At 48.8% G+C, this 13,930-nt stretch carries 9 protein-coding genes; 6 read left to right on the top strand and 3 right to left on the bottom strand.

Features of this window, described 5'->3' with window-relative positions:
• Positions 1-12 precede the first annotated feature (12 nt).
• From PRIO_RS24265 to PRIO_RS36215, 3 genes are all read left to right on the top strand, one after another.
• On the top strand, positions 13-636 hold the full coding sequence (locus tag PRIO_RS24265) for a TetR/AcrR family transcriptional regulator (protein ID WP_020429112.1): 624 nt from the start codon (positions 13-15) through the stop codon (positions 634-636).
• Positions 636-974 carry a DUF1801 domain-containing protein gene (locus PRIO_RS24260; protein ID WP_039788762.1) on the top strand — a complete coding sequence of 113 codons (339 nt, stop codon included), beginning with the start codon at positions 636-638 and terminating at the stop codon, positions 972-974. The genes PRIO_RS24265 and PRIO_RS24260 overlap by 1 nt, the downstream gene beginning before the upstream one ends.
• Before the next feature lie 269 nt (positions 975-1,243).
• Positions 1,244-5,581 carry an S-layer homology domain-containing protein gene (locus tag PRIO_RS36215; RefSeq protein WP_167345660.1) on the top strand — a complete coding sequence of 1,446 codons (4,338 nt, stop codon included), beginning with the start codon at positions 1,244-1,246 and terminating at the stop codon, positions 5,579-5,581.
• Positions 5,582-6,350: 769 nt separating this feature from the next.
• Here PRIO_RS36215 and PRIO_RS24250 read toward each other — a convergent pair.
• The 3 genes from PRIO_RS24250 to PRIO_RS24240 all read right to left on the bottom strand — a co-directional run bounded on the left by PRIO_RS24250 (position 6,351) and on the right by PRIO_RS24240 (position 9,919).
• Positions 6,351-7,805 carry a transposase gene (locus PRIO_RS24250; RefSeq protein ID WP_046501121.1) on the bottom strand — a complete coding sequence of 485 codons (1,455 nt, stop codon included), beginning with the start codon at positions 7,803-7,805 and terminating at the stop codon, positions 6,351-6,353.
• A 305-nt stretch (positions 7,806-8,110) separates the two neighbouring features.
• Positions 8,111-8,842, bottom strand: a complete 732-nt coding sequence (locus tag PRIO_RS24245) for a hypothetical protein (protein ID WP_020426724.1) — start codon at positions 8,840-8,842, stop codon at positions 8,111-8,113.
• Positions 8,843-9,028: 186 nt separating this feature from the next.
• Positions 9,029-9,919 (bottom strand): ROK family protein, encoded by an 891-nt coding sequence (locus PRIO_RS24240; protein ID WP_020426723.1) that lies wholly within the window; start codon positions 9,917-9,919, stop codon positions 9,029-9,031.
• Positions 9,920-10,112: 193 nt separating this feature from the next.
• Here PRIO_RS24240 and PRIO_RS24235 point away from each other — a divergent pair, with 193 nt between their 5' ends.
• The 3 genes from PRIO_RS24235 (at position 10,113) to PRIO_RS24225 (ending at position 13,929) form a co-directional block, all read left to right on the top strand.
• Complete coding sequence (locus PRIO_RS24235; protein ID WP_046505068.1) at positions 10,113-11,576, top strand: glycoside hydrolase family 32 protein; 1,464 nt, start codon at positions 10,113-10,115, stop codon at positions 11,574-11,576.
• A 51-nt stretch (positions 11,577-11,627) separates the two neighbouring features.
• The gene (locus tag PRIO_RS24230; protein WP_020426721.1) at positions 11,628-12,962 is read left to right on the top strand and encodes an ABC transporter substrate-binding protein; all 1,335 of its coding nucleotides are present in this window, start codon (positions 11,628-11,630) and stop codon (positions 12,960-12,962) included.
• A gap of 91 nt (positions 12,963-13,053) precedes the next feature.
• Positions 13,054-13,929 (top strand): carbohydrate ABC transporter permease, encoded by an 876-nt coding sequence (locus PRIO_RS24225; RefSeq protein WP_020426720.1) that lies wholly within the window; start codon positions 13,054-13,056, stop codon positions 13,927-13,929.
• The last annotated feature ends 1 nt before the right edge of the window (position 13,930 follow it).

The following is a 13,930-nucleotide window of genomic DNA, read 5'->3' as shown; positions in this document are numbered from 1 at the left end:
AGGGAACTGATCATGCGTCCGACTAAGCAAGGGAGTACGGAGAAATTGTTAAGTGCTGCGATTGATCTGATTTCAGAAAAAGGCTATAACGGCGTCACGACGCAGGAAATCGCCGCAGCCGCCGGATTAAGCGAAAAAACGCTGTTCCGGCATTTTGGAAGCAAGCAGAATCTGCTTGAATCCGCGCTTGAACGTTTCCAGTACGCCGAGGAGATGCGGGTATTTTTTAGCGGCAAGCTTGTATGGGAGTTAGAAAGTGATCTCTTATCCATAAGCAAAAAATACCATGAGATCATGAACCGTGACCGGAAGCTGATTCAGATAGCCATACAGGATGAGGGTCATATTCCGGGGTTTAAAGAACGCCGCTTGCAGCATCCCCGCCAACTGTTGGTGTTTCTGGCCGATTACTTCAACAAGATGAATGAAAAAGGGAAGGCAGCTTGTTCAAACCCAACCATGCAGGCATTCACGTTCATGATGGCGCAATATGGTGCGTTCATTAATGATTTGGAAGCAGGCAACAACTACCCTGGCATCAGTCTGGATCAATTCATACAAGAGAACGTGAAGATCTTCGTCAAGTCTCTATCTTTTCCCAAAGAACAATGCGAAAAGGAGCTGCAAAAGAAATGATGAACGAAGAGGTTTCTACATTTATCCAAAACCTTAGTCAAACCTGGCAAATTGAGGTCAGCAACCGGCTGCGGCAGATGGTGCATCAGGCAATTCCGGAAGCCGAAGAGCGCATTCAATACAAAAAGCCCCATTTTCTGAAAAATGGACATTATGCCGCGGTCATCTCACCATCGAAAGATGCCATTGCGTTTATGATCATGAATGCGTCCGGACTAACGGTTCCGAAAGGCTTTGAAGGGCCTGAAGAAAGGAAATGGCTAAAAATCCGTAAAGATGATACACCCGATTACGATCTCCTTTCCAATCTGTTGGTCCAGGCTTCCAGTACGCTGTAGCATTAACTGATTTTCGGAGTAGACACGTTCGATAAGATATATGCGAATAACGAAAACTGAAGATTGCAAAATAATCCTCTCCCAAGGTAAGCTCTACAACCATTTACCTTAGGAGGGGATTTTTTTGTGAATCCAACCGTTTAAGTTTCTCTATTCACCTTGGGAGATTTTTACGTAAAGCTATTCTTGTGTGAACATAATGAAAACATTTGCCAGTTAGAATAGACCGGTATGCAAATAATAATGTTTACGAATAAGGAGGCAATGAATTGAGGAAACTTATTAACAAGTCACTTTCAATGGCGCTGGTTTTGATCATGGTATTGGGCTTTGCGACCAATGGATTGACGGCTTTGGCAGAGAATACCGGCGCGGAAATGCCGCAGAGCCAAGCACAACAGCCTATTACATTGCTGGAAGGAAATTCAGTGTGGAAGTATGCTGATGATGGAACCGATCAAGGCACGGTGTGGCAGGCGGTCTATGACGATTCCAACTGGAATACGGGACAGGCTCCTTTGGGATACAAGGATAATGGCACTGGAGTCAGTACCACTGTATTTGGTGGTCTGAAGACCAATATAAGCTATGGCAGCAATAAATCGGATAAGTACCGGACTTCGTATTTTCGTACGAATGTCAATGTGAACTTGGAGCAATTAAAAGATTTTCAGAAGTTCGAAGGAACGATTGCATTTGATGACGGTATCGTCTTGTATTTGAACGGTACTGAAATCTACCGTGAAGGCATGCCTGCGGGAGCGATTGATTACTTAACCCAGAGCACTTACGCCAATGGTGATCCCAATGTCTCCAAGGTTAATCTGACAGACCTTGTGAAGGCGAATCTCAAGGATGGCAACAACGAATTTGCAGCCGAGGTTCATCAAGCAAATGCAACCAGTTCGGATCTGTATTGGGATATGAGCCTGACAGCCTATCCGGCGGCTGATCCTGTGCAGCCTGGTAAAGGCAAGCCGGAATCCATCGCACTGACCTTTAACGGGAATCCGCAGACCAGCATGGGGTTTGCCTGGTATACCCCGGAGACGGTGACAGGCACGAAGCTGGAAGTGGTGGAAGCCTCCAAAGTAACGGACAGCGGGTTTCCTGCGGATGGACTGCTGACCTTTGAAGGAACTTCGGTTGTTGCCAGCGTCTATCAGTCCAAAGCGGACAAATCCGCCGGGAACGCTTCGGCCATATCCAGCCATAAAGTAATTGCGGACAATCTTCGTCCGGGCACAAAATATGCTTACCGGGCCGGTGATGGACAAGACGGCAACTGGAGTGAGATTGGAACCTTCACAACAGAAGCTGCGGACAACTCTTCCTATCAGTTTATTTACACTACAGATTCCCAGGGTACCACCGAACCGGATTTTGACATCTGGAACCACACCCTGCAAGAGGGAGTCAGCAAATTCCCGGATGCAGAGTTTATTCTGAATTCAGGAGATTTGGTAGATAACGGAGATCTGGAAGAGCAGTGGGGCTGGTTCTTTGGGAAGCCGAAGGATATTCTGGAGAACATTCCGCTGGTTCCTCTGGTTGGCAATCATGAGAGCAAAAACTACAGCAATTTTACCGGACATTTCAATCTGCCCAATGTTTCCAATACCGGCGCTAAACCGGATGGTTCGGTATATTCATTCAATTATGGCCCGGCGCACTTCATGGTTCTGAACACAGAGTATTACGGAACAAGCTCCAATGCCTTGAATAATGAAATCTATTATAAGCAAGTGGAGTGGCTGCGCAGTGAGGTGGCAAAGTCAGATAAGAAATGGAAAATTGTGCTGCTGCATAAATCCCCATATTCAGTAGCCAATCACACCAATGATAAGGATGTTCTATTCTATCGTTCTGAATTGACGAAAGTCTTCGATGAGCTTGGCATCGATATGGTTATTGGCGGACATGATCATACGTACGCCAGAAGCTATCAGATGCTGAACAATGTGCCTTTAACAGACGTTGTTCCGGATTCAGCAGGTAAGGTTACAGACCCGGATGGGACGCTCTATCTGATTACCAATGCCGCAGGCAACAAGAAATATAACGTTGCTTCGGGGCCTTTCCCTTTTGCAGCTAAATACGGGCAGCCCGGCAAGGAAATGTTCACAGGGTTCACCGTTACAGAGAACGAATTAAGCTATAAGGCTTATACTACAACAACCGGAGGAACTACAGATCTTTACGACGAATACAGCATTCATAAATCGGATGCAGCCGTTCCCGGCGTCCGGAATGCGCAGATGGTTGCAGGCGCAGACGGCAAGATCACATTGACCTGGGACGCCCCTGATACGGAGCTGCCGGTATCGGGGTACCGTGTCTATGAGCAGAATGATCTCCTTGGAGCCAACTGGAATACGTTAGTGTCTACTGAATCCGGGAAAACCTCCTACAGCTATACGGTAGACAACTCGGATCCTGCACAAAACTACCAATTTGTTATTAAAGCGGTAAGCGGCAGAAATCATTCAGAAGCGGTCATTGCCGGCCAGCCAGCCGTGAGTAAAGTGACCGTTACCTTCCATGGTGATCCCCTCAGTTCAAAGGGTTTCACTTGGTATACACCACTGATCTCGAAGAATAGTGACTTGCAAGTGGTAGAGTTAACCCGGGATACACCTGATTTTACCAACGCAAAATCATTCAGCGGTCGTTCTGCCGTTTCTACCAATGCCAAGGAAGAGATGGTGCACAAGGCGGAAGCTACGGGGCTGAAGGCCGATACTTCCTATTATTTCCGCGTGGGCGACAATTCGCTGGGAATCTGGAGCACGGCTGGAACCTTCCGTACAGCACCTGAATCGGGGGCATTCACTTTCGTTGACCTTGCGGATACACAGGCGAAGTCTGAGGATGAAGCGGTTTTGTCGTCACAGACCCTTGCCAAAGCTCTGGCAACGGTGCCCGACGCACATTTTGTAGTTCATAACGGAGATATTGTAGACACTGGAACCAAAGAAACGCAATGGGACTGGCTGCTGGGTCATTCTCAGAACAGTCTGCTCCATACCACAATAGCTCCTTCTGCGGGCAATCATGAGGATGAAGCCAATGCGTTCTATGAGCATTTTAATATTCAGGAGGCACCAGGATCGGCGACCGAAACCGGAGCCTATTATTCTTATGATTACAGCAATGCCCATTTCGTAGTACTGAACAGCAACGAAGATTCCGATATGTATGCCAATTTCAGCGCAGACCAGGTTGAATGGCTCAAAGCAGATGTGCAGTCGGCCCAAAAAGCCGGTGCCCGCTGGATTATTGTCAACATTCATAAAGGCCCTTATACAACCTCCAATCACGCTACCGACAAAGACATTATCGGGGCCAACGGGGTAAGAACGAAAATTGCGCCGCTTATGGCGGAGCTTGGCATCGATTTTGTATTGCAGGGACATGATCATATCTATGCACGTACCAAACCAATCAAGGCAGATGGAACCGCTGCAGCCACACAGAAAATCACCGAGACCTTGAATGGTTCAACCGTGGAATACACGGTGAATCCGGATGGCTCAATCTATCTGATTCCAGCCACAGCCGGGGCAAAGGTGTATTACAAGAACCAGAAACCTGCGCTGGGAAAAGCCTATTATGATCTCTTTGAAGCCGCTGACGAAAACCATGCTGCACCGTACGGGCCGGACCCGAGCGACAGCTCGCGTCCGAAGCGTGGACAGATTCAGAACTTCGTGGGCATTACGGTCAATGGTGACAAGCTGACGGCAGTGTCCTATGAAATAGACCAGAACAAAAACGATGCAAAACCTTACATTATTGAACAGTTTGGCATCATCAAGAAAAAGAGCGACGGGGGAGGGACACCGACACCGGAGGTACCAACTCCGGCACCGGCAACACCGACGCCTGCTCCTGCTACGCCAACACCAACGCCGACGGCAACACCGGTACCTGGTGGTTCATCTGGATGGACACCAGCTTCAACACCGACATCAACACCTTCACCGTCTGCTTCTCCAACACCGGCACCAACAGCTGCTGTCCCATCATCTTCACCAGCCGGCAGCGTGGACCGTCCGTCGACGAATCCAGTATTAACGGATATAGGCACTCACTGGGCGGCTTCGGCTATTCAAAAAGCGCTTGAGGCCGGCTTTGTCAATGGGTATGCCGACAATACCTTCCGTCCGAACCGGGAGGTGAACCGGGCTGAATTCATCACGATGCTTGCCCGTGCGCTGAAGCTTCCGGAAAACAGCGGCACTGGAGCTTTTAAAGATATGGATAAAATCCCGTTGTGGGCGAGACCCTATGCGGCACAAGCCGTCTCAGCTGGAATTGTCAGCGGATATGCTGACGGAACCTTCCGACCGGAGCAGAAGCTGACCCGTTCAGAATTGACTGTGATGATTGTAAGGGCTCTGGGAATAAAGGTAGATACGCAAGCTAAGCTAACCTTTACTGATGCCGGCGATGTCCCTAAATGGGCAGCCCCTTATATAGCAGCCGCCGTAGATAAATCTCTGGTAAATGGCACCGGCCAGAACAAGTTTGCCCCCCACCGGGTTGCCACGCGGGCGGAAGCGGTGGCCTTAATCGTAAACCTGCTGGAGAATCCGATAGAATAAACTTTCCGTTGTTCACAGATACCAACCGCTACTAGCGGTTTACCCAAGTATCCTGCTACAAAATAACAGGGCTATCCCGGCAGCCATTTGATGGCTTAGGGGATAGCTCTTTTTTTCGTACTGAGCTATTGATTCAAAGCTCAATCTTTGTGATTTTCTTAGCATGTTTATCCTTTCCGAATTTTGAGGTAATACTCTTTTTTAAACATTATCCGGTTACTCTATCATGAAATCCACGGAGTCTAGTCTACAAAATAGAATTGATTTGTAATAATGAATATTCACATAAATCAAAGCACATCTATAAAAGGATGCTTATGTTACTAATACAGGAAAAATATCACAAAGTATCGGCGGGGGATATACGAATTAGGTAAAGAGGAAATAGCTGGCCGCATGATTGCAGAGGGTATGGATGATCAATTGATTGCCAAGATCACAGGCTTCTCCTTGAAAAAAGTTGAACAATTGCGTAAGCAGATACAGTAACATGTGCCGCTTCTTGTGAAGCGGTTTTTTTGTGCGCCACATGCAGCAATGGTTGACGCTAGCTCCGGTTTCGGGGGGAACTGTCCCCCTGCTGCTATTGCTGTTCAGTATCAAACATTGGGGAGTGATTCCAGTTGGTTTGGTTCTGTTGCACTTGATACAGCAGAATGCCGCCATCTCCCCTCTCAAATTGCATTCTGTTGTAGTTTGGAGTCAATTTCATAATTCAGTTTGCTGAATAGCAAGACTCGGCCAAAATCTAAGGTCATTTTTTAAAAAATCAGGCCACTTGCTGGGAGTTGCGTAACCGCTGGTTTAACTTGTCTAGCGCAAACTTGCTGAGATTGTAAGCTAGTGTACTGAGCTGGAAATCAACTCTTGCCCGGACGCCGCGGTGACGCGTACGTTTCATGCCAAAATACTCTTTAAGATATGCAAAAACTCGCTCCACTGCCGTACGCTTCTTGTACAGCTCTGTAAAGCTCTCGCTACCTCTTGCGGGATAGGTGTGCTTGCGTAAATCCGTTTGTATGCGGATTTTAAACACCTTTTGGCAGCCGGAACCGGAAAGTGGACAGTCTTTGCACTGGCTCGGCTGGGTATACTTCAGCGTTTCGTACTTGGCATCAAAACTGTCGTAGCGGTAGGTATGCCCCTGTGAGCATACGGGATTGTAGTCCGAGTTCATTCCCTTGGGCGGCTCTTTGTGGTGAATCATTGGAATCGTAGGATAGGCGCCTAACGAATGAATCAACTGGTAGATGGCTGCGCTGTCGTACCCTTTGTCTCCCAAGACATGCTTTACGTTTAACCTAGGAAACTTCAGGAGCAGGCCTTTGAGAAGGATAACCGCCATGCGCTGGTCATTCAAATTCGCCGAACTCCATAAGCCACTAAGAATATACTGACAGTCCGCATCGACCAGCAGATTTGCCTTGAACCCGTAATAACTGGTAAGTCTACCTTTCGCATTTTTCTTGTCACAACGCGCGGCATGCCGGGGTAATGCTGCAAGCAATTCATCGTACGTGTAGGGCAGCATCTGTTCAATGGTTTTCTCAAACGGTCCTAGGCTCTCTTCATAAGCTTCCCGTTCCTTGCGCCGACGTTCCTTTTCTTCAGCAGAAGGACGTCCAGGCGGGTAGACGGGTTTTTTGGGCCGCTCGTCCACAGGCTCGGACTCGGGCTCGGTGAGTTCTAGCTGCAGCTGCTGAGCCACCGGAGCATCACTTGGCTTTTTAGCACGGCGGGCCGCGCGGCGTTTGGATGCAGCTTCGCTAAATAGGCTATCCCAAGCCTCAACGATAGAGGAATCCAAAGCGAGATGCATACCCGTAACGAACTCTTCCTCCAGGGCGGACAGCACCAGAGTATCCTGAAGGTCCTCGAGCATGCCCGTTTGCTCAAGCACATGAATCAAACGGGAGTACGAGGCTTCGCTCGGGATGCGGTTGGAACCGGTGAACCGGCACTGCACCCGAAATTCCTCGCTGAATCGAAGTCGCCGGACCAACGCGGATACAAACTCGATGCCCTCCATTTTTGCGATGAGCAGCGAGTAGATCATCGCGGGTACGTTTAGTTCTTCCGGCCGCCCACGGTTGTTCTTTTTTCCAAGCGCGTGCAAGACCGGAGCGAGATTTAAGTGTTCAAAGATCTGACTGTATTTATCTTCCGGTCGCATCAGCAACAAATCCTCAAAGGAAAACAGCTCTTCTTGCCGAATAGAATACATGGGGATTACCTCTTTTCATTCTCGGATGTTGGTTTGGTCACCTATATCTTCGAGATTTGGGGAGGTACTCCCTTTTCTATGCTCAAAAAAACCAATCCTAGCAAGGGTTTTGAATTATGAAATTGTCTCGTTTGTACAGCAGATTTCTGCTCAGATGCAGCAAATTGACGAATTTGAACTTTTTGAGTGTATAAAGTGCAATAGAAGTGAAATTTCCCGGTGCGGGGCCTAATTCTATTGCAGAAAGTGCAGCAGATGGACAGGACAAGTTGGAGCACTTATGAATTTGACCATTATGCTTTTAATTAGAGCGGAACATTATTAACGACCTGAATCATGGCAGGCAGTTTCCGGCTTGATCCGCCCATAAAGGAATAGCTGGAATCCGGAACGTTCATCTGAGTGGCATTGGCACCGTCCAGAATAATTCCCTCAATTCCATTGGTAGTGTCTATGCCTAATTTGATTGCAGTACGGAACTGATCCAATGAGCATTTCGCTTCAGAAATGACAAGATAAACATTCAGCGAGGTTCCATACAAAAGAGCAGAACGATTATATTGAGCATTTGGAGATTGGTCACTGATATATTCACCTTTGGTAGGGGAGTTGATCAGGTTATTCCAAGAAGTGTCGTTCTTCAGGAACAGATTGACTCCGCCTTGTGCCCAGTAATTATCCGGATCGCCAATCGTTACTTCGTTCGCAGCTTCTATGGTTTGCAGCCGGTATGTTCTCCAGGGGTCATCCCATACCAAAGTACCCCGGGCTTTGGTACCGGCCGAGGTTACATTATAATAGCCGTTGTAAGTGTGCCCGCTAGTTACTGTGCTTGAATTTTGAATACAGATGGAATAGACATCTTGTGAATTGTCGTCGAAATATCCTGCGTTTATTCCCAGTAATCCCGACCCCGGTACAGTGCCTGAAATATGAGTGAGCTTAATATTTTTGGGCGATGTTTTAATATATCTTAAGCGGATATAACCTTTCCCAGTAACGTATGCATCAGCAGTTCCAAAAAAATAATAGGACATTTTCCCACACCCCATGAAAGTTAGATTGATGAATATAGTTTCTATCTCATAGATTGGATAGTGGGATAAGAAGCCGCGTTAAGTTGTATCCCTCAAATTAAAGCAGCTTCACTATCACATTTAGCATATTTTGCTAGGATCGGTTTTGAACCAACCAATAGTGGAAATAGTGAACAACAATAAAATCTAGATGTTCTGCGCAGGGCCCTGCAGAGCCTCGATCCCCAGCGCCAGCGCACCGCACAAGCCCGCATGGTCACCGAGGCCAGGCGGAACAATGTAAGTATCCATGGCCTCCAGGATTTCCGGTGCGGCCACGTACCCGTTCAGGGCCTGGCGGACTTCCTTACGGATCAGCGAAAAGAGCTGCTCCCGGTGCATTACGCCTCCGCCCAGGATCACACGCTTCGGAGACAACAGTAGGACCACGCCCGCGATGGCTTGGCCCAAATAATAGGCCTCCATTTCCCAGGCCGGATGATCCGCCGGCAGCGCAGAACCTTTGACGCCCCAGCGCTTCTCGATGGCCGGTCCTGCCGCCAAGCCTTCCAGGCAGTCGCCATGGTAGGGACACAAGCCTTCGAAGACATCCTCTGCATGCCGCCGGGTCAGCACATGTCCGCCTTCAGGGTGAACCAGCCCGTGGACCAGTCTGCCCTCTGCATACACGCCCACTCCGACACCTGTCCCGATTGTATAATAGACGCAGCTGTCTGATCCTTGAGCCGCTCCCCACTTCACCTCGCCAAAAGCAGCAGCATTCACATCCGTATCGAATCCGACCGGCACAGGGAAATGCCGTTTCATATACCCGACGAAATCGAATCCTCCCCAGCCCCGCTTGGGCGTAGTGGTCACATGCCCGTACAAAGGGCTGGAAAAATCCATATTCAATGGCCCGAAGGACCCGATCCCGATAGCCTCCACCCCTGTATCCTTAAAATAAGCAACCGCCTGCTGCAGGGTCTCCTCCGGTGTCTCCGTCGGAAAGCTGATCCTGTCGAGAATTTCGCCTTCCTCATTGCCCACTCCGCAGATAAATTTTGTACCGCCTGCTTCAATCGCCCCAATGATCATATGATGTTCTCCTCCTGCCGGGAAAGAATGGACTTCCCCTTTTCAATTATTGGTAAACGTTTTACAAAATCATATTTTATTATGAATGATATATATCTTTAATCCCACTATACAAATAAATGTAACCGTTGACAAGAATAAAAATTGTGTTACTATATGTTTGTAAAACGTTTGACTAATGGAGATGATGCAAATGAGAAAGGTATTCTACAGACCTGCAAATGGCTGGGTCGGTGACGTAATTCCGATGTATGACCAAGGGGAGTACAAGCTGTACTATCTTCACGATGAGAGAGTGGGGGGGGACTATGGCAACCATACCTCATGGAATTTGCTGGCCACCAGAAACGGGCTTGACTTTGAGGATTACGGAGAGGTTCTGCCGAACGGCGATGAAACCGCTTTAGACCGGAACGCATATACCGGCTCTGTGATCAGGGACAAGGAGGGCATGTACCACCTTTTCTACACGGGACATAACCCGGGCCCTGCGTTTTGCAAGGAGGGTAAGCCTTTGCAGGTTGTGCTGCGGGCGACGGGCACCGACGGGATTCATTGGACGAAGGATCACAGCTTCAAGCTTTACGGGGATGAAGTGATCTACGAGCAGTATGATTGGCGTGATCCCTTTGTGTTCTTCAACGAAGAGAAGCAGGAATACTGGATGCTGGTCACGGCCAGGGAAATGAACTCTTCCGAGAAAAGAGGCGGGTGCATCGCCCTTCTGACTTCGGATGACCTGCTGAACTGGAAATACCGTGAACCCTTCTACAGTCCGGACAAGTACATCACGATGGAATGTCCCGATTATTTCAAGATGGGGGAATGGCACTACCTGGTCTACTCCACCTTCAGTGAGAAGTTCGTCACCCATTATAAAAAGAGCAAAACAATCGATGGCCTGTACACCTCACCGGTGCTGGACACTTTTGACGGCAGAGGATTTTATGCGGCCAAAACAGCCTCGGACGGCGGGAAGCGGTATGCTTTTGGTTGGGTTCCATCGAAGAAGGGCTCGAATGATTACGGGGATTGGGAATGGGCAGGCACTCTCGTTGTCCATGAACTGCACCAGAACGAACAGGGAGAGCTGCTGGTGAGAATGCCGCCTTCCATCTATGGACATTTTAATAGGGAAGAACAAATTCTGCCGCAAGCGGAAAAAAATTGCCTTCAGCAGGAAAATGGTCTGCTGCTCTCTTCCCCGGACGGGCTGGCTTATAGTGTGCTTAACCCATTGCCTGCCCAGGTGCTGCTTGAAGCATCCTTTGCGGATTGGCAGCAGGTGAAGGACTTTGGGATCGCGGTTCGCACAGACAAGTCGCTGGACAACGGTTATTTCATCAAATTTGATCCTTTTCATAACCGGATAACCTTTGATATGTGGCCGAGAAGAGAGCCGGGATTTTTTCAATGGCAGATTGCCGGGGACAAGCCGCAAATGATTGAGCTGGAGCGTCCGTTTGATTTTGGGAGCCACAGCCGGATTCATTTCCAGCTGATACTGGAAGAAGATATTTTATGCCTCTATGTCAATAATGAAGTTGCGATGACTACACGGATTTATAACTTCAAAGACGGCCATTTTGGATTTTTTGCCAATGAGGGTGCTGTAAGCGTTCAGGACATTACCCTAAAAACGGCTGCAGAGCTTTGATCACAGGATGGTTTCACAGCATTTATAAGATAAATATTGGAGGGGTTTAGAATGACAAAGAAAATGTCAAAAGCGTTCACTGGGCTTGCAGTTTTCTCCTTGGCCGGGGCCGCTCTGGCGGGCTGCGGCAGCTCCGCAGGCAACAATAGCCCGGACCAGGCCGGTGCTTCGAACGCACCAAAGGAGCAAACCGTCACCTGGCTCTCGGCCAGACCGGAGAACGGGGCCATTGTCCAGACGGTTAAGGAGCTTGCGGACCGGTTCGCCGCCGATCATCCCGGCTTCAAGCTGGACCTTCAGGTCACGGCGGACAGACCTTCTTACCTGACCAAGCTCAGAACGCTGGTCGCTTCAGGACAGATGCCGGATTTCATTGACAGCGATGCCGATCCTTTTGCCCAGGAGCTCGTCAATGGGGGGTTGCTGGTGGACATGGAGAAATTCCTGAAGGACGAGGGACTGTATGATAAGTTTTATGAACCCGCGCTGAAATACCAGGAGCTGCCGGATGGAAGCCTGTATCTCCTGCCGATGGAATACCACATGGAAATGACCTGGTATAACAAAAAAATATTTGCCGACAACAACCTTACGGTGCCCAAAACCCTTGATGATCTGCTTGCAGTCAGCAAAGCGCTCAAAGACAAGGGGATTACACCTATCGCTGTAGACGGCGTTGATGTATGGCCGGTATTGCGTTATGCAGCCATGTACCCGTTCCGGACCACAGGCAATCAGTTCATCCGGGATTTGAGCCAGGGCAAAGCCAAAATGTCCGATGCGGCAGGCATGCAGGCGGCTAACTTCGCTTCGCAGATCGGGAAATACTTTCAGGATGGCTTTGCTACAACCGATTATACGACAGCTAAAAATCTGTTCCTGAACGGACAGGCTGCCATGTACAACATGGGAACTTGGGAAATACCGTCCTTCGTGGAAGAAAGCCTGCCGGAAGGACTCAAGGGCAATGTGGATTATTTCTATCTGCCGACAACAAGCAATGCGGTCACGCCGGATAATGAATTTTTCGGCAACAGCGGGATCGGACTCGGAGCTTCAGCGAAAACGTTCGATGGACTGCCTAAGGAATTCCTCAGCTATGTGCTGAAAAATTACAGCGACGTCTATGTGGCCAAACAACAAATGTCTCCGCTGAAATTCACCATTGATGACGAGTCCAAATTCTCCCCGCTGTTCCTGCGGATCAAAAAGGATATGGACAACTATGGCTCCGAGTTCGCCAAGCCTTGGGATACGCTGCTTGATCCGAACACCAACTCGGTGATGAGCGATCTGATTACTAAACTGACCATGGGCTTTGTGACTCCAGAGGATTTTGCCAAACAGATTGATGAGGCCATTGCCAAAAACACAGCAAGCAAATAAAATCCGGGCCTGACAAACCTCCGCCCGGCCCTTATGGGCCGGGTGGAGACCTTCAACGAATAGCGTGATTACAGAAGCGGGGTGACCCTATATGAATGTGCTAAAAGACAAAAAGGCATGGCTGGTTTTCATCCTGCCGGCTTTGATATTTTATCTGGGAACGGTTTTTGTCCCGATTATCCAGTCCCTGAAATACGGGTTTCAGCAGTGGAACGGCATTCAGGAGCCGCACTACATCGGCCTTGATAATTATATCGCGATGTTCAAAGATTCTTATTTCTGGAATTCTGTGCAAAACAATCTGGTCTACGTGGTGATTGTGGTATTTATGCAGGTGTTCATCGGCTTGTTTTTTGCCCTGATGCTCTCCTATGTCACCAAAGGCGCAGGAATTTTCAGAACACTGTATTATCTGCCGGCGGTTGTTGTAACCGTAGCTATTGCGCAAATGTTCCGTAATTTCTATTCCCTTCAGCCTCTCGGTCTGCTGAATATGTTCCTGGACTGGGTGGGACTCAGCCATCTTCAGTCCGCCTGGCTCTCCAATCCCCATACGGCATTGATCGCGGTGTCGATCCCTGAGGGGTGGCGGTTTATCGGGATGTATATGGTTATCTTTTATGCGGCGCTGATTGCAATCCCCAAAGAAATTGAAGAAGCGGCTACGATTGACGGTGTAAGCGGCTGGCAGCTGATTCGTTATATTAAGCTTCCGAGCATCATGCATGTGCTGAGCCTGTCTTTGATTATGTGTACCACAGGGGCTCTGCGGGGCTTCGATATTCCTTATATCATCGGTGTGCCGGGGTCGGCCACAGAGCTGGTTACCACCTACATGTATAAGCAAGCGTTCTCTACCATCCAGTATGGATACGGAAGTGCGATTGCCGTGTTCATCGTGATCGAAAGTCTGCTCGCGGTACTGATCATCCGGGCTATTTTTAATTCAAGGAAAGGAGATGCCTGAC

This window comes from Paenibacillus riograndensis SBR5 (assembly GCF_000981585.1).
GTDB classification, from domain to species: domain Bacteria; phylum Bacillota; class Bacilli; order Paenibacillales; family Paenibacillaceae; genus Paenibacillus_AQ; species Paenibacillus_AQ riograndensis.
This window is presented reverse-complemented; position numbering and strand designations above follow the sequence as displayed.